We start from the raw sequence: 18,538 nt of genomic DNA, 5'->3' as shown, positions 1-18,538 counted from the left end.
CGACTGACCAGAGCTGGGCGCCTGCCCGTCAGAGCGTCGGCCAGGCGCGGGTGGTGGGTCTGGTGAGTCAGCGGGGCTCGTAGCTGAGGATGACCGAACCGTTCTCCAGCCGCCTTTCGTCGGTGAGCCTGAGGCGGAGCCCGGAGGTGTCCACGTCCTCGAACAGCCGCTGCCCCGCACCGACCACGACCGGGACGAACCAGAAGCGGAACTCGTCGATCAGGTGGTCCCGCAGGAGCGTGTCGTCGAAGCGGCTGGTGCCGTATTTGATGAGGTCCTTGCCGGGCTGCTCCTTCAGTCGGGCGATCGCCTCGGACGCGTCGGGTCCGAGGAGGGTGGCGTTCCACGCCGTCTCGGTCAGCGACCGGGACGCGACGTACTTGGGCATGGTGTTGATGAGGTCGATGTAGGGGTTGCCGGTGATCTGGCCCCAGTTCGCATAGAACTTCTCGTAGGTCACCCGGCCCATGACGAACGCGTCGTAGTTGGCCAGTTCCGTCAAGGAGAACGCCGCGGCTTCGGCGTCGAAGCCGGCCCACTGTTCGGGCGCTTCGACAACGCCGTCCAGCGAGACGAGGGTCGATTCGATGAGTCTGCGCATGTGTCCTTCTCTTTCCCGGTGGTTGATGTCGTGATCACGGGCCGGTCCGGCGCGGACGCGCCGACACCGCTCAGTCGGCCGAGGCGGGTGCCTGGGCCCGCGGTCGTTCGGCGGCCTCGGCGCTCGGGGCGGTCTTCGGAGGGCGGACCAGGAGGAGTGCGACGGGGACGGCGGCCAGGCCGAGGAAACCGCAGACCCACAACGCCCAGTGGAATCCGCTGGTGAGCGCGTCGGTGCCGGCGCTGCCGCGGCCGAGCAGGAGACGCGAGTGCGAGACCGCCACGGTCGAGGCGACGGCGATCCCGATGGCGCCGCCGAGCTGCTGGGAGGAGTCGATGAGCCCGGAGGCGATGCCGGCGTCACGCTCGGTGACGCCGACCAGTGCTCCGATCGACACCGGAATGAACACCCAGGTGACGGCCCCGGTCAGGAAGAACGGGCCGGCCAGGTTCGCCCAGAAGCTCCCGTGCGCGGGAGCCTGGGTCGCCCACAGGATCCCGGCGCCGGTCACGGTCATCCCGGCCGCCATCACCAGCCTGACCGAAGCGCGGGTGACCAGGAGCTGTGCCGGGGCGGCGAGCACCACCCCGGTCAGGCCGACGGTCAGCCAGGCCAGGCCCGTGGTCATGGGGGAGTAGCCGAGCACCTGCTGCATGTACAGGGTGCCGATGAAGATGTAGCCGTAGAACCCGGCCCCGAGCAGGAAGCCGACCGCATTGGAGCCGGCCAGGGTCTTCAGCCGGAACAGCCGCAGCGGCAGCAGCGGAGCCTCCGCCCTGGCCTCGACGACCACGAACGCCGCCAGCAGCGCGGCGGCGGACGCCAGCAGCGCCAGGGTCCTGCCGGCCGTCCACCCGACGTCCGGCGCCTGCGAGATCGCGTACACCGCGAGCACCAGTGCGCCGGTCACCGTGACGGCGCCGAGCGGGTCGTAGCGGCGGCGGGCACCGTGCACCCGGCTCTCCGGTACCAGCCGCCGGACCAGCAGCAGCGCGATCCCGCCCACCGCGACGTTCAGGTAGAAGATGTACGGCCAGCCCGCGTACCGGGTCAGCGCACCGCCGGCCAGCACACCGACGGTCGCCCCGCTGGCGCCGACCGCACCCCAGATCCCGAGTGCCTTGTTGCGCTCGGCGCCCTCGGGGAACATGCTCATCACGATCGACAGTGCGGCCGGCAGCAGCACCGCCGATCCCAGCCCCTGGACGCCGCGCATGACGATCAGGAACGTGCTGCCGGTGGCCAGGGCGCAGGCGAGCGAGGCCGCGGTGAACAGCGCCAGGCCGGCGGTGAACGTGCGCCTGCGGCCGAGCAGGTCGGCGGCCCGGCCGCCGAGCAGCAGGAAACCGCCGAAGGTGAGCGCGTACGCGGTCACCACCCACTGCAGGTCCGACTCGGCGAAGTGCAGCTGGGCACCGATCGTCGGCAGGGCGACGTTGACGATCAGAATGTCGACCGCTGTCATGAAGCCCGCCACGGCGAGCAGCGAGAACGCCCGCCACCTGTGCACGGTGCCGGGCGGCCCGGGTGTGCGGCCGCGGATGTCGTTCCTGGGGTCCACTGAGGTCATGTCTGTCTCCGGTGTTCACTGGTCAGGTCCTCATCTGTTGAAGCACCGGCCATCGCGCCGACTCGCCGACCGCGCAGCGATGAATCCGGGCCGCGGGCGGTGTTGCACTGTCAGGAGCAGTTGTCCCCGTGGCCGCGTGAAAGGACAGGTCCCACCATGACCGAGGCGACCCTCGCCCTGGCCCAGGCCGGCGACAGTGAGGCCTTCGGCGAACTCGTCGACCCGTACCGGCGCGAGCTGCAGGCGCACTGCTACCGGATTCTCGGCTCGGTCCAGGACGCGGAGGACGTGCTTCAGGAGGCTCTGTTGGCCGCATGGCATTCGATCGGCCGGTTCGACGGCCGTTCGCTGCGGGCGTGGCTGTACCGGATCGCCACCAACCGCTCGCTCAACTACCTGCGCGGCGAATCCCGCCGCCCGCAGCCGGCCGACCTGTCCGGTCAGCGCTCGGGATGGAGTGGGCCGGTGCGGTCCGACGAACCGTGGTGGCTGGAGCCCTACCCGGATGATCCGGACGAGCTGACCCCGGGACCGGAGGCGCGGTACGACGCCCGCGAGTCGATCGCCCTGTCGTTCGTGGCCGGCCTGCAGCACCTGCCGCCGCAGCAGCGGGCGGTCCTGGTGCTCCGGGACGTGCTGGGCTTCCCGGCGGCCGAGGCCGCCGACATCCTCGGCACCACCCAGACCGCCGTCAACAGCGCGCTCATCCGGGCCCGCGCCGGCCTGCGACCCGGGCAGGACCCGCATGACGTGCCGGTGCCCAGGTCCCCGGCCGAGGCTGCCGTCGTCGACCGGTTCGTCAGTGCCTTCGAGCGCTTCGACCTCGACGAACTGGTGGCCCTGCTGACCGACGACGCCAGGCTCACCATGCCCCCGGAACCCGACGAGCATCGCGGACCGAGGGCGATCTCCGAGTTCCTCCTGGAGCACCTGGGCGGCCAGGAGCTCAAGTTCCTCCCCACCCGGGCCAACGGCCAGCCCGCCCTGGTCCTGTACCTCCCTGACCCGAGCGCGCCGATATGGCGAGCCAGCGGCCTCACCGTGCTCACCCTGCAGGGGGACCGGATCCACGCCCTCACTCGCTTCGGGGACCTCAGCCTGCTCGCCCGCTTCGGGTTCCCCCGCATCCTGCCCCGGGGTTGACCGTTCCCGAACCGACCACGGGTGTCCGGTGAGAGCGATGAGTTGTGGTGTCGGCGGGAGTCCTAGTGTGTGACCACACACCTGAGGCGAGGGTCGAGGCGGAGTGATGAGCGATCTGGACGGCGTGCTGCAGGACCATGTCGGCCCCGGAGGGGCCCCGGGCGCGGTGGGCCTGGTGGCTCGTGGTGACCGGGTGGAGGTGGCGGCTGTCGGTTCGGTCGATGTCGAGGGCAGCGCCCCGATGGCCAGGGACACGATCTTTCGGTTGGCCTCCATTACCAAGCCGATCGTCGCCGCGGCGGTGATGATGCTGGTCGACGAGGGCCGGATCGGCCTGGAGGATCCGGTCGCGCCGTGGCTTCCGGAGGTGGCGTCCCCCTGCGTCGTACGGACCCCGGACAGTGCGGTCGACGACGTGGTGCCGGCGAATCGGGCGATCACCGTGGAGGACCTGCTCAGCTTCCGTGCCGGGTACGGCTTCTCCGCCGATTTCAGTCGGCCGGCGGTGGCCCTGCTGTTCAGTGAGGTGCATCCGGCGCCGCCGTTCCCGCAAGCGAATCCGGCTCCGGAGGTGTGGATGGCGAAGCTGGCGGGGGTTCCGCTGCTGCACCAGCCGGGCGAGGCCTGGCTCTACAACACCTGCTCGGACCTGCAGGGTGTGCTGGTCGCCAGGGTCACCGGCCGTCCGTTGCCCGAGTTCCTGGCCGAGCGGCTGTTCGAGCCGCTCGGCATGGTGGACACCGCCTTCGAGGTGCCGCCTGCCAAGCTGTCCCGGTTCGCCAGCTACTACCAGCCGGACGCAGCCGGCTCCCCGGTGCTCGCTGATGCCCCGGACGGCCAGTGGAGCAGGCCGCCGGCCTTCCCGTCGGGGGGCGGCGGCCTGGTCGGCACGGTGGACGACTGGTACGCCTTCGCCCGGATGCTGCTGGCCGAGGGGGCGGCGGGCGGCCGTCGGTTGCTGTCGGAGGGGGCGGTGCGGCGGATGACGACCGATCAGCTGACGCGGGACCAACGCGTGGCCGGCGACCTGTTCCTGGAGGGCCAGGGCTGGGGCTACGGCGGCTCGGTGGACGTCGACCCGGTCAACCCCTGGATCGTGCCGGGCCGTTACGGCTGGGTCGGCGGCACCGGCACGACCGCGCACCTGACCCCCGCCACCGGCACGGTCGCCCTGATGTTCACCCAACTCGGAATGGCCAGCCCGACCCCACCGGAGATCATGCGCGACTTCTGGCGCTACGCGGCAGGGGCCTGAGCGGGCCTGAACGGCGGAGCGGATCCCTCTGCCGCTGCACAGCGGTACCCCCTGCACAGCGGCGCTCCCGGGCACGCGCGTCCGCGCGTGCCCGGTCCGCTGCCCTGCGTGTTACGCCGTGCCGAGCGCGGCGCGCAGGAAGCCGATGGCCTGGGTGATCGCGGCCTCGGCGGCGTGGGTGCTGCGCAGCGCGTTGAGCATCACGAAGTCATGGATGACGCCCTGGTAGCGGGTGGCGGTGACCGGGACCCCGGCCTGGCGGAGCTTGTTGGCGTAGCCCTCGCCCTCGTCGCGCAGCACATCCGCCTCACCGGTGATCACCAGGGCCTGCGGCAGGCCCGCGAGTTGCTCGACGGTGGCGCGCAGCGGGCTCGCGGTGATCTGGGCGCGCTGGTCCGGGTCGGTCGTGTACTGGTCCCAGAACCACTGCATCGCGTCACGGCGCAGGAAGTACCCGGTGGCGAACTGCCGGTACGACTCGGTGTCGAAGGAGGCGTCGGTGACCGGGTAGAACAGCACCTGCGCGAGCAGCGGGATGTCGCCGCGCTCCTTGGCCATCAGGGTCAGGGCGGCGGTCATGTTCCCGCCGACCGAATCGCCGGCGGCGGCGATGCGTGAGGCGTCCAGACCCTTGGTGGCGCCTTCGGTGACGACCCAGCGGGCCACGGCGTAGTTCTGCTCGATCGCGGTCGGGTACCGCTGCTCGGGGGAGAGGTCGTACTCGGGGAAGACGACCGCCGATCCGGTGCCGACGGCGAGTTCGCGCACCAGGCGGTCGTGGGTGTGGGCGTTGCCGAACACCCATCCTGCGCCGTGGATGTAGATGACCACAGGGAGGGCGCCGGTCGAGCCCGCGGGCTTGACGATCCGGGCGCGGACCTGGCCGGTCGGACCACCCGGGACGGTGATCCACTCCTCGTCCACCTGCGGTTCGGCGATCTCGCCGGACTGCACCTCGTCCACGGCCTTGCGGCCCTCGGCCGGACCGAGGTCGAACAGGTAGGGCGGGTTGGCGGTGGCGGCGGCGAAGTCGGCCGCGGCCTGCTCGAGGACCGGAGCGGTCGGCGTGTAGTCGGTCATGGCGAGCTCCTGTGGTGTCGGATCGCGAAGGCGTTCTGCCCGGTACCAAGAAGGCTATGGCACGATTACCTTGTGCACAAGTTAATCGCATGCGTTGAACTCCTGCCGTCGCCGGAATACCCTGTGACGGTTGCCGAGGACCTGGACCGAGCGAAGGAGTGAACCGTTGTGGGCAGCCTTGAGACCCCCACTGAGCAGCAAGCCCACTCCCTGCTGCTCAACGACCAGTTGTGCTTCGCGCTGTACGCGGCCTCCCGCGCGGTGACCCAGCGCTACCGGCCGTTGCTCGAAGCCCTCGGGCTGACCTATCCGCAGTACCTGGTGCTGCTGGTGCTGTGGGAACACGGCACGGTGCCGATCAAGGACATCGGCGCCGCGCTCAACCTCGACTACGGCACGCTCACCCCGCTGATCAAGCGCCTGGAGTCGGCCGGCCTGCTCAGCCGCGAGCGCCGCCCGGAAGACGAACGGACCGTCCTGGTGACCCTCACGGAGCAGGGTCGGGACCTGCGCGAGCAAGCCCGGGCCGTCCCCACCGCCATCGGTGAGGCCATGGGCCTGACCCCGTCCCAGTTCGAACAGGCGCGTCACCTGCTGCGCCTGCTTACCGCGAACGTCTCGGCCCAGCCCTGATCACCGGAGCGTGAACTGCACTATGGCACCCCGGCTGTTCGGAAGGCGCTGACCGCCGATCGGAGCGCTGCCCTGGATCACCGGGATCCCGGTCCTCTTCGATCCGCGGGGGACCCTCGCGCCGTTCAACCGATGACCGGCCGCCGCATCCGCACCCGTACGGCCTTGGATGTCACTCGTGCGGGTGATCCTGCGGCTGTCGGCCGCTCGGGGCCCATCCGTCCGAAGCCCGGCTGCGAATAGTGATCAATGGCTCGCGATACGGCGGGCCGATCCGTCGACAAGGGTAGGTCGTGACAGCGTGGCCGTTTCAAAAGTGGCGCGGCAGGTGGCGGTGGTTGTTGGCGCTCTGATGCTGGGCCTGGCCGGATGCTCCAGTTCCGGGTCATCCGGTGGCGGTTCCACCTCTGCCGGTGCCGTGGCGTCGGGTGTGGCCAGTTCCACGGACACGGTCGCCGCGTCCAGTCCCACCGGAACGCAGATCGTGATCTCCGATTTCACTTTTGCGCCCAGCGCGCTGACGGTCAGTCCGGGACAGACGGTGACCGTGGTCAACCATGACTCCAGCACCCACACGGTGACCGCCGGCGACAAGTCCTTCGACACCGGCGACATCGCTCCCGGCAAGTCCGGCAGCTTCACCGCGCCGACCAAGCCCGGCAGCTACCCCTACATCTGCACCATCCACCAGTTCATGCACGGCACCCTGACCGTGCGTTAGGAAGGCTGTCATGGCCGCATTCCACGCGATCCTGCGCAGCCTGGCCGCTCTCGGGCTGGCCGTCGACGCGGCCGTGCACGCCCGGCTCGCCGGCCAGTACGACGCGGTGACGGCCACCATCAGTGAGGGCACGCTGTTCCGCGTCGAGGCCGGCGCCGCTGCCCTGGCGGTGGTTCTGGTGCTGGTCGTGCGCCGGTTCCCGGGCGATCTGTTCGCGGTGCTGACCGCGGTCGCGGGCCTGGGTGCGATCCTGGTGTACCGCTATGTGGACCTGGGCGCGTTCGGTCCCTTTCCGGACATGTACGAGCCGATCTGGTCCACCGACAAGCTCTGGGCCCTGGCCGGGCAGGGGCTCGCCATCGTCGCCCTTCTCCCTCTGCTGACGGCAGCCGCGCGGACCCGGTCCACCCGTCCCAACGGGCTGGGATGACCGATGTTCGACATCAGTGCCTTCAAGCTGGTGGCACTGGCGATCCTGGCAGTGATCATTTTCGGTCCGGACAAGCTTCCCAAGCTGATCGCCGATGCCATGAGGATCCTCCAGGCCGTCAGAGAATTCTCGGACAGGGCCAAACAGGACATCCGCGGTGAACTCGGCCCGGAGCTCCAGGATTTCGACTTCGAGGACCTCAACCCGAAGACGTTCATGCGCAAACAACTGGCCGCCCACGGCGAGGAACTGGGCTGGAAGGACCTCCAAGACCTTACGAGGAGTGTGACCCAGGACGCCGCTGGCCCCGAGTAGTCGCAAACAGGCCGAAGGGCGGTACCGACCCGGTGCCGCTTCGGGCCTTCTCCTGACTCCCTTCCATCGGGCGCCGCTCCATTCCTGGTTCACCCTGCTGCGCAGCCGGAGCAGCAGGAGCACTCCGCCTGAGGTTGAACTCGAATGCGCCGGCGGAGAGCACGGACTGATGGTCAGTCAGGTGCGGTGCCGCTGGCGAGTGCATCGGCGACGGTCGGCCAGGTGGTGAAGATCGAGTCAGCGCCTGTGAAGCTGAAGATCCGGGACATGGTGAGAGGTAAGCCGCTGAGGCGGATGGTCATGTCGATGGTCTCGGTGGGTCGATTGCGCAGGCGGATCAGCATGCCCAGGCCGCTGGAGTCGAAGAAGCTGCAGTGCGCGAAGTCGATCACCAGCAAGCGCGGGCTCTCCAGGAGTGACGTCGTTATCGCATCTTCCGCCGTTCGGACGGTGTCCGCGTCCAGGTCACCGAAGACGCGACAGACGAGCTGACCGTCCGGCAGGACGTCACTCGATACCCAGAAGTCGGGCTGCTGCCCGAACGGCTCTGTCCCATAGGGCGTAGCCTCCACGATGCCCCGCTCAGCGACCCCGTTGCGGCAATGCAGGCCTGTGCCCGATGTGCGGTTCGGCTGGGCGGGGTCTGGGCTCAGCCGTGCTGGCCGCACGCTATCGCCAGGGGGACCGCGCGCATAAGGTCGGCGACTCTCAGTGCATCGCGGGTTCAGCGATCTGGACCACCCGTGGCTGTGCAGCGACACGCACATGATGCAGGTTGTTCGTATCCAATCTATGGTCGGTGGTTGTGGGAACACCGCCGGATCCGGCGGTGCGTCTGTTGTTCGAGGAGGCATGATGCTTACTCAGGAAACGATCCACCCCATCGAGGGAACGTGCGTGACCCCGGCGGAGTACAGTGCGATGACGGCGCTGATGGTGGAGACGGAGGCGCCGGTCAGCGACGCCCCGCTCTACGCGCCGGAGGACATCGGCGGGGGCCTGCTGCTCCTGGGCCTTCTGCTGTCGCCCAAGCCGCCGAAGGGCCGGTGACCGACAGCGTGGCCCTGATCGCGCCCAGCGGGATCGGAGCCTGACTCGCTGATGTCCGTCTACGACGCCACCCCTGAGGAAGAGATTTCCCAGGCCGCCGAGCGGATGGCCGTTCGTGCCCTCGCCGTGCTGGAAGCGGTCGAGGGCACGGACGCGCCGCGGCCGGACCCGGTGGGCGCCTCGAAACCCGACCTGGCAGCGGCCCGCGTGATCGGCGCAGACCTCTTCGCCCCCTACCAGCTGGCCGCCGTCCCGCTGTGCGCCGAACTGGAGGAAGCCGTGGCCCTGGCCCAGGCATTCCAACTCTTCTCAGCACCCGACCCCAGCGGCTCCGGGGCCGACGGGTCGACCGCCGCGTCCGCCGTGGCCTGGCGCGACTGGGCAGCCGCCGAGCTCCTGGACCGGTGCGCACCCGACCCCGAGCGTGTCGTGCCGATGCCGGATCGACACCTGGTCCCCGAGGACGACTTCCACTGGCAGGAATGGTCCGGATGGATGGCCCAACTCGCGCCACTGGCCCTGCCAGGACTGGACAGCCCCGTGCACGAGGCCGCACAGCGCCATGCCCGGGCCCTGGCCAGGGGCACGGTGCGCTCGATGCTGCGCCGCGACTACCGCACAGCGGCCCGCACCGCACGCTGGCTCGCCCTGGGACACTCCCACGGGGTGCACTCGCCGGTCGACCTGGCCCCGTTGCTCCGACACATCCGCCTGTTCGGCGGCCCCAGCGCCCGCACCGCCCTGGACCTGCGGGTCGGCGAGCGGCTGTCCCAGGAGGAGGGGCTGTGAACGGCGCTGTCCTGAGCACCGCGCAGCGAATCGGAACACAGGCGCTGTCCTGGCTGCACGACAGCGCGCACTTCGGCGCCCTTCCCGCTACAACAGTCGACTTCGCCGACCCCGACAACGCCTACAAACCCCTGGGGGAGACTGCGCTGGCCACCTCTCTCGTCCTGCGCGAGGGCGTGGGCCGACCAGCGGAGCTGCAGAGGTCACGGGAACTGCTGGACCAGGCCTGGGCACAACTGCGCCATGGAGACTTCCTGTTCGAGCGGCAGCTGCGCCACCCCATGGTCACCGACCCGGTCGAGACCTACGCCCACTTCGTCAGGGGCGGTCACCGGCACGCCGGGCTGGATCGGATCGCCGAGCACCTGAGCGCCCTGGCGTCGACCCGCGCTGTCGAGATGATGCCCAATCGGCGCCTGGGCGTCGCCAACGCCCATCGGGTGATCGGCTCGGGCCGACCCCGGAACTGGGCCGAACTGGCCGCCGACACCTGGCTGGGGGCCTCTCCGGAGCCCTGGATGATCGACTGGATGACCGGCTACAACATGACCCACACCGTGTTCCACCTGACCGACTGGGCTGCCGACCCCGACGGCCTGCCCCAACCGCTCGCCGCCTACCTGCAGACCTGGCTGCCGGTGTGGGCGGACGTCTGGCAGGAGGTCGCCCAGTGGGATCTGCTCGGCGAACTGCTGATCGTCGACGCCTGCCTGCCCGAACCGGTATGCGATCCGCGCATCTGGGAGCGGCTCAGCCAGGTGCAACACCCCAGCGGGCTGCTGCCCAGGGACGCCGAGCCGGTGACCGACGATCCCCGGCAGGCCTTCAAGGACCACGAGCACACCGCGGTCGTCGCCGTCATCGCCAGCACGCTCACCCTCTCCCGTGCCCTGGGCGGCACCTGGTCGGCGACGTGATCCCCCGTCACACCACTGTCACCGACAGCCCCGCTCCCCCCGACTGCGCCGACCTCACCGACCGCCTCACCCCGCTGCTGGGTAGCGCCTCGGGTGCCACCGCCGTGGCAGTGGCGGCGCTGCGCGGCGGTGAGCAGTCACTGCTGTGCCGAGGCAGCGCCGACCGCACCGGCAGCCGGTCGGTGGACCCGGCCACCCGGTTCGAGGTCGGCTCCGTCACCAAGACGTTCACCGCGCTGGTCCTGGCCGAGGCCGTCGCACGCGGAGACGTCAGTCTGAACGACCCGGTCGCGCGGTACCTGCCACCCGGTACCGCGCCGGCGCACCGCAGCGGCGAGCCGATCACGCTACTGCACCTGGCCACGCACACCTCGGGGCTCCCGCGCCTGCCACGGGGGATGCTGCGCACGGCCGCGCGGTCCTGGTCGAGCAACCCCTACGGGTCCTACAGCGACCGACAGTTGCTCAGCTCCCTTGCCGCCACCAGGGTTCGGGCCCGGCCGGGGAGTCGGGTGCACTACTCCAACCTGGGGGTGGGCCTGCTGGGCCGCGCGCTGGCCGAGGCCGCCGGAGTCCCGTACGCCGAACTGCTCCGGGACCGCGTCCTGGAGCCCCTGTCACTGACGCGCACCACCTGTGACCCGGGCTGCGCGCAGGCCACCGGATACTGGCACGGACGGGCCCGGCCGCCGTGGTCGATTGCGGCGCTTCCCGGCGCGGGAGCGCTGCGTTCCACCGCAGGAGACCTCCTGCGCTACTTGCTGGTCCTCCTCGACCCGACGGTTGCCGCCGGTAGAAGGGCGTCGCTCGCGCAGGCGTTGGCCGACGTCCAGCGCCCACGCCTGCAGCTGCCGCGGACCGGCGAGCGGACCTGCCTGGTGTGGAGCCTGCGTCCCGCCCCCGGACGGGACCTGTTCTTCCACTCCGGTGCCACCCGCGGTTTCACCGCCTTCATCGGATTCTGCCCGCAGGCCCGGACCGGCCTCGCAGCCGTCGCCAACACCACCCCGGGCTGCCGCAGTACCTTCATCCAGGACGCCTACACCCTGCTGCAGGACCTGGCGGAGACGGCACCCCGTTAGCTCGTCGGCCAGGGGAGGGGCTGGCGTGCGACGGTCAGCGTCTCGGTATCAGACCGGCTTCGTAGGCGGCGATGACCAGGTGGACCCGGTCGCGGGCCTGCAGCTTGGCGAAGAGGCGTGCCACGTGCGTCTTGGCCGTGGCCGCGCTGATGACGAGGTGCTGGGCTATCTCGGAGTTGGACATCCCGAGTCCGACCAGGACCAGTACCTCGCGTTCCCGCTCGGTGATCCCGTCGATGCTGCGGAGCGGCGGTGCTGCGGCATGGTTGCGTTCGGCGAATGCGGCGATGAGACGCCGGGTGACGCTCGGTGCCATGAGCGCGTCGCCTGATGCGACGACGCGGATCGCTTGGAGGATGTCCTCCAGGGCCATGTTCTTGACGAGGAATCCGCTGGCTCCGGCGTGGAGGGCGCCGTACACGTACTCGTCGTCGTCGAACGTCGTCAGCACCACGACTTTCGGCGGATCAGGTTGGGAGGTGATGGTCCGGGTCGCCTCGATGCCGTCCATCTCGGGCATGCGGATGTCCATGACGATGACGTCCGGCCGCAGCGCTCGGGACAGTTGCACTGCTTCGCGGCCGTTGCCGGCCGCACCGCAGACCTCCATGTCCGGGGTGTCCTTGATGACCATGCGCAGTCCGACGATCATCAGCGGCTGATCGTCGACCAGCAGTACTCGGATGGTCATACCGGGAGCCTTGCCGCGACTCGGAATCCGCCTTCGGGGCGTGGCCCGGCACTGAACTGGCCGCTCAGCAGCGCGACCCGCTCGCGCATCCCGAGCAGACCGAACCCGCCACCGCCGGGGCGTGCCAGGGCAAGGCCGTGGCCGTTGTCGACGATCTCGATCGACAGCTCGTCCGCGGCGAAGCCGACCTCGACGCGGCAGGCGTGGGTACCGGAGTGCCGCACCACGTTGGTGACCGCCTCCTGGATGATCCGGAACGCCGAGAGGTCGATCTCGGGAGGCAGCTGACGGCGCTCGCCGCGCCACGCCACCTCGACGCTGACCCCGGCATCGGCCGCACGGGCCGCGAGCTGGTCGACGTCGTCCAGGCACTGGGCCGGGACGAGCGGGGCGGCCTCGACGTCGGTTCCCGGTTCGGCGTGTCTGAGTGCGCCGAGCATGCGTTGCAGACCGGTCAGGGTCTCACGACTGGTCGTCTCGATGCTGCCCAGCGCCTCACGTGCCTCCACGGGCTGGGTTTCGATGACCCGGCCTGCCGCGCCGGCCAGGACGGCGATGATGCCGATGCTGTGGGCGACCATGTCGTGGAGTTCGCGGGCGATGCGCAGCCGTTCCGCCATGACGGCGCGGGCGGCGCTCTGCTCACGCAGGGAGAGCGCGTACTGGCGGCGCTTGCGGATCGCGTAGCCGACAAGGAAGGCGCACGTCGCGTACAGGGCCATCTGGGCCGAGGTGGACCAGAGGTCCCCGTCCACGCTCCTGGGCTCGATGAGGACGTTCTCCAGGAACCACACGGCCACCAGCGCCGCGGCGGCCACACCGCAGACCTTGACGGGGCGGACCACCGCCAGGTAGCAGACGGTCACGGCTGCCGCCGCGAAGATCGCCCAGGACCGTGCGCCGACCTCGGCCGCCAGCACGGTCTCGGCCAGGAGCGCGCCGAGGCCGGCGACCGGCCGATGCTGCACCAGCAGGACCGGGAGCGCCAGGGCGAGGGCCATGGCCGTCATCTGAGGCGCAGTCAGCGTGGGGAATCGGAAGGGGCCCTGGTAGGTGCGGCTCTGGGCCACCGGCGCCGACCAGAACAGCAGGAACGCATAGGTGATGAACGCGCAGAACACGACCCCCTTCCCAGTCAGCCACATGAGCCTTTCCGACAGGACGAATCGCATGCTGGCCTGGTCCACGCCGTCGATCGTAAGCGGCGTTCGCGTAGTCCGGCGTCGCCCCGGCGGCGTACATCCCCGGGCCGACGCCCGCTTCCCGCAGAGCCATCCGGCGGCCGACGCGGGGCCGGTGGCCCGCCCGCCAGCCTGGTGCCGTGATCGAAGCCAGAGAACTCACCAAACGATTCGGCCGCCTCACCGCCGTGAACGAGCTCACCTTCACCGTCAGACCCGGCCAGGTGACCGGGTTCCTCGGACCCAACGGAGCCGGGAAGTCCACCACGCTACGGATGATCCTCGGCCTGAACGCGCCGACCAGCGGCACTGCCACGATCGACGGCCGGCCCTTCCGCCTGGAGGGGACCGGACTACGCCGGGTCGGGGCACTGCTCGACGCCGGCGACGTCCACCGGGGGCGAAGCGCTCAGGCGCACGTGGCCGCACTGGCGCGGAGCAACGGCCTGCCGCGCGAACGCGTCACCGCCGTCCTGCGGGAGGTCGGCTTGAGCGAGGCCGCGCGACGCCGCGTCGGGGAGTTCTCCCTGGGAATGCGGCAGCGGCTGGGACTGGCCTGCGCGCTGCTCGGCGACCCTCCCGTACTGATCTTCGACGAGCCGATCAACGGCCTCGATCCCGAAGGGATCCGGTGGGCGCGGGCGTTGTTCCGGCGCCTCGCCTCCGAGGGCCGCACGGTCCTGGTCTCCAGCCACATGATGAGCGAGATGGAGCACACCGCCGACCACCTCATCGTCGTCGGCGGCGGCAGACTCATCGCCGACGAGCCGCTGAGCGAGTTCGCCGCACGGGCCTCCCGGCCCACCGTCACGGTCCGGTCCGAGGATTCCCGGCGCCTGTCCGCCGTGCTCACCGCGGCGGGTGGCGAGGTGATGCAGCTGGGGAACGGGTCCTTGACCGTCGCCAAGCTGAGCACCAGCCAGATCGGGGAGGTCGCGTTCAGCAACCGGATCATGGTCTACGAGGTCGCAGTGACATCCGGCGCGCTGGAAGAGGCGTTCATGGAGCTGACGGCCTCCAGCGTGGTACACCGGGCAGCGGAGTCATGACGGCCGCTCAACTGTCGCAGCCGCTCCGGCTGCGACGGGCTGCGCCCATGCGCACGCGGGCCCGGTTCGCAGATCTCTACGCCGCAGAATGGATCAAGCTGTGGTCGCTGCGGTCGACGACACTCACCCTGGGTGCCGCCGTGGCGCTGGCCCTGTACCTGGCCGGCAGCAACAGCGCAGGCGGCACGAGGCTGCCCACGGGCCCGAGCGGACCGATCGATCCGAACCACGCGGCGTTCGACGGGCCCTCCTGGATCCCGTCGATGATCGGGGTCGCGATGATCGGGGCCCTGGCCCTGGTGGGCGAGCACGCCAGCGGGCTGATCCGCACCACGCTCGTCGCGATCCCCGAACGTCGACGGGTCGTCGTGGCGAAGGCGGCCGTCCTGGCGTCGGTGACCGCCGCCACCGCGCTGGTCGCCGCCGTGGGCGGGCTGCTCCTGGCGTTCGCGACCACTCCCGGCGAACTCCACGGACGCTCGCTCACCAATCCTGCTTCGCTGGACGCGATCGGCGCCTCAGTCGCGGTGCTCCCGGTGTGTGCGCTCACCGGGATGGCCCTGGGCGCACTGCTGCGCCACGCCGCTGCCACCGGGTTCGCGGTCTGTGCGGTCCTCGGCTTCGGGCCGCTGCTGATCCGGCCGGACGGCAACCGCCTGGCCACGGACCTCGCCAACGTGATGCCGTACTACGCGTGGGGTCGCCTCACATCCGCCGGGCGCGGCTCCAGCGGCACCATGACCGCCGGCGAGGCGTGCCTGATCCTCGCAGCCTGGGCACTCGCATCGATTGTCGTCACCGCAGTCGTACTGGACCGGAGGGACGTATGAGCACGCCAATTCCGAGGAACCGGGCACGCTTCGGCGATCTCGTGGCCGCCGAATGGATCAAGGTCCGGTCGCTGCGGTCCACCTACGGCCTGATGGCCTTCGGGCTCCTCTTCGCCGTCGTCGCTGCCTGGTGGGAGGGGGCCCACGTCAGGGTCGCCCCGGGGGCCGCCGCCCAGTTCAATCCGCTGGTCTACCCCTACAACGACGCCACCTGGGAGTTCATCACCGTGCTGGCCGCCACCTTCGGCGTACTCGCCGTCGCCGGTGAGTACTCCAGCGGACTGATCCGCGCCACCTTCACCGCGGTGCCGGACCGACGGCGGGTGATCCTGGCGAAAGGCGTCGTCGTGTCCACGCACATGGCCCTGTTCGGCGTGCTGACGTCCCTTGCTTCTCTGTACGTCGCCGGTGCAGCACTCTCCGGCCAGCTGTCGGGACTATCCCTCGACCGTCCCGACATCCTGCGCGCCGCCGCCGTCTCGGCCGCACTTCCCGTCCTGGGCGCACTCGCAGGCATGGCGATCGGTGCGCTGATCCGGCATCCGGCGGGAGCAGTGAGCACGGCCTGGGGCGTCCTGCTGTTCCTGCCGACTCTGCTGGCGAGCGGGACCATCGGGCTCGGCTGGGCGACGCAGGTCATGCCCGTGGCGGCATGGGAGGCCATCTCCCGCAGCACCTACGGCACCCCGCACCCGAACCCGGTCCCGGCCGTCGGTGTCGCCTGGCTGCTGATGGCCGCGTGGCCGCTGCTGAGCCTCGCGGCGACCTCGGTTGTGGTGACCCGCCGCGACGTGTGACAACCGGATCGGGCAACCACCTCGAACGCGGTCCGGGAAGGCCGTCGCCGATGGGCCCGTGCCGAGGAGCCGCTTCAGGCCGCCCCGACCGGTTCATGCATCGGCGCGGCGGTCAGGACCGGTCCTGCCCGGCGGGGACACCGGCTGCTTCGGGGCCCCAGCTGCCCTGCGGGTAGCAGACCGGGGCTGTCGGCCGCTGGAGCAGGGGCTGCAGGATGCGCCAGGTCTCTGCTCATCCTGGGTGGGCCATCTGGCTCAGCGCCGCGCCCACCTCGGGTGGCTCGTGCCCGGTCGGGCCGGGCCCCGAGGTGCGCGGTCGCTGCCGATTGGCCAGGGTGGGCTTCGGCGGTCCAGGCCGTCGTCGGGCGGACACCTGAGGTTGCGCGCACGCGGCAGGCGGCGAGGCGATACTGCGGGCCGCCGGGCCGGTGGCCGCCCGCCGAGTCGTGGCGTGCACGCGAAAGGGAACCGATGACCGAGCAGGCCGGACAGCACCGTCCGCGCCTGCTGGCGTGGGCCGCGTTGGTGTGTGCGGCATCCGGGGTCGTCGCGTTGGCGTTCACCGGAGTGCACGGGTTGCTGGTGCTGCTGTGTGGCCTGGTCGCGGTGGTGATCATGGCTGCCGGAGGGTGGTGGGCGCTCACGCATCACGGCGCGCCGCGGATCGTGGGGGTGGTGCTGGCCGTAGCGGCACCGGTGGGTGCGATCGTACTGGCGGTCCGATCACAGGTGCTGCTGCTGGTGCTGCTTGCGCTCGGGCTGTGGCTCCTTGCCGTCGCCCTCCTGCGCGCCGCGTTGCGGGCCGCCGGGCCGCCAGCGTCGATGCCGCAGCGGGAGTCCCCGGCGCCCCGGCGGCCGGTACTGATCATGAATCCCAGGTCCGGGGGAGGGAAGGTGGGGCAGTTCCGACTCGTCGACCGTGCTGAGGAGTTGGGAGCCCGGGTGGTCCTGTTGGACGCCTCCGTCCAGCAGGACGTCGCCGCTCTGGCCCGCCAGGCCGTCGCCGAGGGCGCCGACCTGCTCGGAGTCGCCGGTGGTGACGGCACCCAGGCGCTGGTGGCCGCGGTCGCGGCGGAGCACGGGCTGCCGTTCCTGGTCATCAGCGCCGGCACCCGCAACCACTTCGCCATGGACCTCGGCCTGGACCGCGAGGACCCGGCCACCTGCCTGGACGCGCTACGCGACGGCGTCGAACTCGACGTCGACCTCGGCCGGGTCGGGGACCTGCCCTTCGTCAACACGGTCTCCTTCGGAGCCTACGCACAGATCGTGCAGAGTCCGCAGTACCGCGACGCGAAAGCGACCACCGCTCTCGACGCCCTGCCCGATCTCCTGCTCGGCGAAGCCGGGCCGCATCTGACCGCGGTTGTCGGTGACCGCCTGGACGCGCCGCAGGCACTGCTGGTCAGCAACAATCCCTACGCCGACCCCGATCCGGCCTCGCTGGGCCGCCGGCCCCGCCTGGACCGCGGCATCCTGGGTGTTCTCAGCATCCGCGTCGACGGCGCCACCCAGGCCGCCGAGGTGGCACTGCGCGGATCGCGCGCCACGGGACTGACCGTGCTCACGGCAACCCAGGTCACCGTGCACGCGGACGCCGACCGGATCCCGGTCGCCGTCGACGGCGAAGCACTCATCCTGCCCACACCCGTTGCCTGCTCCCTCGCCGTCGGTGCGCTGCGTGTCCGCGTCCCGCGCCACCGCCCGGGCGCCGACCCGAGGGAACAGGAGCGCACCCGCCCGCTGGACTGGCACACCCTGTGGCATGTGGTCCGACCCGGCAGGAGGACCCCCGCATGAACGACACCGTTCTGCACGACCTTGCCGCCCTGGACGGGGCGCTGTACGCCGCAGTCGCATCGACGGACACCCCCACCTTGGACGCCGGGCTGCGACGGCTGTCCGAGGCGGCCGACCACTCCAAGATCAACCTGTCGATCGCGGCGGCGCTGACACTCCTCCCAGGCCGCAGCCGCCGTGCAGGCCTGGCCGGCGCAGCGGCGGTCGCGCTGGCCTCGGCCAGTGCGAACCTCCTCGGCAAACAGCTGGTACGCCGCCCGCGCCCGGACCGCGAAGCCGCACGGGTGGTCACCGGCCGCCAGGTCCCCATGCCGACGTCGGCCTCGTTTCCCTCGGGCCACACCGCCGCTGCGTTCGCCCTGGCCACCGCGGTCGGATCGTCCCTGCCCGCCGCAGCCGCACCGCTGGGGCTCCTGGCCTGCGCCGTGGGCTACTCCCGCGTCCACACCGGCGTCCACTACCCAGCGGACGTCGTGGCCGGGGCCCTGCTGGGCACCGCCTGCGCCACGCTGACCCTCGCCCTGCAGAACAGAGTCGTAGCAGCGCACGGCCGTGGTCATCGAATGGGACACAGTAGTCTTGGCCCGTGAGCGCGCTGGCCCGT

22 protein-coding genes are annotated in these 18,538 nt (G+C 70.7%); 15 read left to right on the top strand and 7 right to left on the bottom strand.

Translation table 11 applies throughout. The annotated features are described in order from the left end of the window. Window positions 1-67: 67 nt before the first annotated feature. Together IF29_RS0129970 and IF29_RS0129965 are read right to left on the bottom strand one after the other, a co-directional pair. The gene (locus tag IF29_RS0129970) at window positions 68-601 is read right to left on the bottom strand and encodes a dihydrofolate reductase family protein (protein ID WP_030261419.1); all 534 of its coding nucleotides are present in this window, start codon (window positions 599-601) and stop codon (window positions 68-70) included. Between the two features lie 70 nt (window positions 602-671). Beyond that, on the bottom strand, window positions 672-2,171 hold the full coding sequence (locus IF29_RS0129965) for an MFS transporter (protein ID WP_084715203.1): 1,500 nt from the start codon (window positions 2,169-2,171) through the stop codon (window positions 672-674). Between the two features lie 156 nt (window positions 2,172-2,327). On the opposite strand from IF29_RS0129965, the gene IF29_RS0129960 reads away from it, so the two are divergent. Continuing rightward, window positions 2,328-3,314 carry a sigma-70 family RNA polymerase sigma factor gene (locus tag IF29_RS0129960; RefSeq protein ID WP_030261415.1) on the top strand — a complete coding sequence of 329 codons (987 nt, stop codon included), beginning with the start codon at window positions 2,328-2,330 and terminating at the stop codon, window positions 3,312-3,314. 106 nt (window positions 3,315-3,420) lie between these two features. Further along, window positions 3,421-4,569, top strand: coding sequence for a serine hydrolase domain-containing protein (locus tag IF29_RS0129955; RefSeq protein WP_030261413.1), 1,149 nt, complete (start codon window positions 3,421-3,423; stop codon window positions 4,567-4,569). 111 nt (window positions 4,570-4,680) lie between these two features. Here the strand turns inward: IF29_RS0129955 and IF29_RS0129950 are convergent, their stop codons facing one another. Then, complete coding sequence (locus IF29_RS0129950) at window positions 4,681-5,649, bottom strand: alpha/beta hydrolase (protein WP_030261412.1); 969 nt, start codon at window positions 5,647-5,649, stop codon at window positions 4,681-4,683. A gap of 168 nt (window positions 5,650-5,817) precedes the next feature. Between IF29_RS0129950 and IF29_RS0129945 the strand changes: the two genes are divergently transcribed. Then, on the top strand, window positions 5,818-6,282 hold the full coding sequence (locus tag IF29_RS0129945) for a MarR family winged helix-turn-helix transcriptional regulator (RefSeq protein ID WP_232242659.1): 465 nt from the start codon (window positions 5,818-5,820) through the stop codon (window positions 6,280-6,282). 246 nt (window positions 6,283-6,528) lie between these two features. Here IF29_RS0129945 and IF29_RS47985 read toward each other — a convergent pair whose 3' ends face one another. Beyond that, the gene (locus IF29_RS47985; protein ID WP_232242663.1) at window positions 6,529-6,837 is read right to left on the bottom strand and encodes a hypothetical protein; all 309 of its coding nucleotides are present in this window, start codon (window positions 6,835-6,837) and stop codon (window positions 6,529-6,531) included. On the opposite strand from IF29_RS47985, the gene IF29_RS47980 reads away from it, so the two are divergent. The 3 genes from IF29_RS47980 to IF29_RS0129930 are packed head-to-tail and all read left to right on the top strand — an operon-like array spanning window position 6,767 to window position 7,748. Further along, window positions 6,767-7,003 carry a cupredoxin domain-containing protein gene (locus IF29_RS47980; protein WP_232242661.1) on the top strand — a complete coding sequence of 79 codons (237 nt, stop codon included), beginning with the start codon at window positions 6,767-6,769 and terminating at the stop codon, window positions 7,001-7,003. The two genes, IF29_RS47985 and IF29_RS47980, sit on opposite strands and share 71 nt — an antisense overlap. 10 nt (window positions 7,004-7,013) lie before the next feature. Further along, the gene (locus IF29_RS0129935; RefSeq protein WP_030261407.1) at window positions 7,014-7,433 is read left to right on the top strand and encodes a hypothetical protein; all 420 of its coding nucleotides are present in this window, start codon (window positions 7,014-7,016) and stop codon (window positions 7,431-7,433) included. A gap of 3 nt (window positions 7,434-7,436) precedes the next feature. Beyond that, window positions 7,437-7,748 carry a sec-independent translocase gene (locus IF29_RS0129930; RefSeq protein ID WP_030261405.1) on the top strand — a complete coding sequence of 104 codons (312 nt, stop codon included), beginning with the start codon at window positions 7,437-7,439 and terminating at the stop codon, window positions 7,746-7,748. Between the two features lie 173 nt (window positions 7,749-7,921). On the opposite strand, the gene IF29_RS47045 is transcribed toward IF29_RS0129930, so the two are convergent. Continuing rightward, complete coding sequence (locus tag IF29_RS47045) at window positions 7,922-8,320, bottom strand: STAS domain-containing protein (RefSeq protein ID WP_051726202.1); 399 nt, start codon at window positions 8,318-8,320, stop codon at window positions 7,922-7,924. 283 nt (window positions 8,321-8,603) lie between these two features. Here IF29_RS47045 and IF29_RS0129915 point away from each other — a divergent pair, with 283 nt between their 5' ends. Genes IF29_RS0129915 through IF29_RS0129900 form a run of 4 tightly spaced genes read left to right on the top strand, consistent with a single transcriptional unit; the run spans window position 8,604 to window position 11,586 of the window. Next, window positions 8,604-8,798: a hypothetical protein gene (locus IF29_RS0129915; RefSeq protein WP_030261402.1), complete on the top strand. Its 195-nt coding sequence runs from the start codon at window positions 8,604-8,606 to the stop codon at window positions 8,796-8,798. Window positions 8,799-8,849: 51 nt separating this feature from the next. Continuing rightward, window positions 8,850-9,587: a hypothetical protein gene (locus IF29_RS0129910; protein ID WP_030261400.1), complete on the top strand. Its 738-nt coding sequence runs from the start codon at window positions 8,850-8,852 to the stop codon at window positions 9,585-9,587. After that, the gene (locus IF29_RS0129905; protein ID WP_030261398.1) at window positions 9,584-10,504 is read left to right on the top strand and encodes a DUF6895 family protein; all 921 of its coding nucleotides are present in this window, start codon (window positions 9,584-9,586) and stop codon (window positions 10,502-10,504) included. Before IF29_RS0129910 ends, IF29_RS0129905 begins: the two co-directional genes overlap by 4 nt. Continuing rightward, on the top strand, window positions 10,501-11,586 hold the full coding sequence (locus IF29_RS0129900; protein WP_232242658.1) for a serine hydrolase domain-containing protein: 1,086 nt from the start codon (window positions 10,501-10,503) through the stop codon (window positions 11,584-11,586). The genes IF29_RS0129905 and IF29_RS0129900 overlap by 4 nt, the downstream gene beginning before the upstream one ends. A 34-nt stretch (window positions 11,587-11,620) precedes the next feature. Here the strand turns inward: IF29_RS0129900 and IF29_RS0129895 are convergent, their stop codons facing one another. Further along, window positions 11,621-12,277: a response regulator gene (locus tag IF29_RS0129895; protein ID WP_030261394.1), complete on the bottom strand. Its 657-nt coding sequence runs from the start codon at window positions 12,275-12,277 to the stop codon at window positions 11,621-11,623. After that, a complete protein-coding gene (locus IF29_RS0129890) occupies window positions 12,274-13,464 on the bottom strand; it encodes a sensor histidine kinase (protein ID WP_030261392.1) in 1,191 nt (396 codons plus the stop codon). Before IF29_RS0129890 ends, IF29_RS0129895 begins: the two co-directional genes overlap by 4 nt. 134 nt (window positions 13,465-13,598) lie before the next feature. Here IF29_RS0129890 and IF29_RS0129885 point away from each other — a divergent pair, with 134 nt between their 5' ends. The 5 genes from IF29_RS0129885 to IF29_RS0129865 all read left to right on the top strand — a co-directional run bounded on the left by IF29_RS0129885 (window position 13,599) and on the right by IF29_RS0129865 (window position 18,524). Continuing rightward, window positions 13,599-14,507, top strand: a complete 909-nt coding sequence (locus IF29_RS0129885; protein ID WP_030261390.1) for an ABC transporter ATP-binding protein — start codon at window positions 13,599-13,601, stop codon at window positions 14,505-14,507. Window positions 14,508-14,554: 47 nt separating this feature from the next. Then, window positions 14,555-15,337: an ABC transporter permease gene (locus tag IF29_RS42475; protein ID WP_157623993.1), complete on the top strand. Its 783-nt coding sequence runs from the start codon at window positions 14,555-14,557 to the stop codon at window positions 15,335-15,337. Beyond that, on the top strand, window positions 15,334-16,134 hold the full coding sequence (locus IF29_RS0129875; RefSeq protein WP_157623992.1) for an ABC-2 transporter permease: 801 nt from the start codon (window positions 15,334-15,336) through the stop codon (window positions 16,132-16,134). Before IF29_RS42475 ends, IF29_RS0129875 begins: the two co-directional genes overlap by 4 nt. Before the next feature lie 471 nt (window positions 16,135-16,605). Next, window positions 16,606-17,934: a diacylglycerol/lipid kinase family protein gene (locus IF29_RS0129870; protein WP_051726198.1), complete on the top strand. Its 1,329-nt coding sequence runs from the start codon at window positions 16,606-16,608 to the stop codon at window positions 17,932-17,934. Continuing rightward, window positions 17,931-18,524, top strand: coding sequence for a phosphatase PAP2 family protein (locus tag IF29_RS0129865; protein WP_030261379.1), 594 nt, complete (start codon window positions 17,931-17,933; stop codon window positions 18,522-18,524). Before IF29_RS0129870 ends, IF29_RS0129865 begins: the two co-directional genes overlap by 4 nt. The last annotated feature ends 14 nt before the right edge of the window (window positions 18,525-18,538 follow it).

This window comes from Streptacidiphilus jeojiense (assembly GCF_000719095.1).
Lineage (GTDB): Bacteria > Actinomycetota > Actinomycetes > Streptomycetales > Streptomycetaceae > Streptacidiphilus > Streptacidiphilus jeojiensis.
The sequence above is the reverse complement of the archived record's forward strand: the minus strand, read 5'-3'. Positions and strand labels throughout refer to the sequence as shown.

Bases quoted from the DNA above. Each gene is read 5' to 3' on its own strand.
- IF29_RS0129970 (WP_030261419.1), bottom strand. From the start codon at position 601: ATGCGCAGACTCATCGAATCGACCCTCGTCTCGCTGGACGGCGTTGTC.
- IF29_RS0129965 (WP_084715203.1), bottom strand. From the start codon at position 2,171: ATGACCTCAGTGGACCCCAGGAACGACATCCGCGGCCGCACACCCGGG.
- IF29_RS0129960 (WP_030261415.1), top strand. From the start codon at position 2,328: ATGACCGAGGCGACCCTCGCCCTGGCCCAGGCCGGCGACAGTGAGGCC.
- IF29_RS0129955 (WP_030261413.1), top strand. From the start codon at position 3,421: ATGAGCGATCTGGACGGCGTGCTGCAGGACCATGTCGGCCCCGGAGGG.
- IF29_RS0129950 (WP_030261412.1), bottom strand. From the start codon at position 5,649: ATGACCGACTACACGCCGACCGCTCCGGTCCTCGAGCAGGCCGCGGCC.
- IF29_RS0129935 (WP_030261407.1), top strand. From the start codon at position 7,014: ATGGCCGCATTCCACGCGATCCTGCGCAGCCTGGCCGCTCTCGGGCTG.
- IF29_RS0129930 (WP_030261405.1), top strand. From the start codon at position 7,437: ATGTTCGACATCAGTGCCTTCAAGCTGGTGGCACTGGCGATCCTGGCA.
- IF29_RS0129915 (WP_030261402.1), top strand. From the start codon at position 8,604: ATGCTTACTCAGGAAACGATCCACCCCATCGAGGGAACGTGCGTGACC.
- IF29_RS0129910 (WP_030261400.1), top strand. From the start codon at position 8,850: ATGTCCGTCTACGACGCCACCCCTGAGGAAGAGATTTCCCAGGCCGCC.
- IF29_RS0129895 (WP_030261394.1), bottom strand. From the start codon at position 12,277: ATGACCATCCGAGTACTGCTGGTCGACGATCAGCCGCTGATGATCGTC.
- IF29_RS42475 (WP_157623993.1), top strand. From the start codon at position 14,555: ATGCGCACGCGGGCCCGGTTCGCAGATCTCTACGCCGCAGAATGGATC.
- IF29_RS0129875 (WP_157623992.1), top strand. From the start codon at position 15,334: ATGAGCACGCCAATTCCGAGGAACCGGGCACGCTTCGGCGATCTCGTG.
- IF29_RS0129870 (WP_051726198.1), top strand. From the start codon at position 16,606: ATGACCGAGCAGGCCGGACAGCACCGTCCGCGCCTGCTGGCGTGGGCC.
- IF29_RS0129865 (WP_030261379.1), top strand. From the start codon at position 17,931: ATGAACGACACCGTTCTGCACGACCTTGCCGCCCTGGACGGGGCGCTG.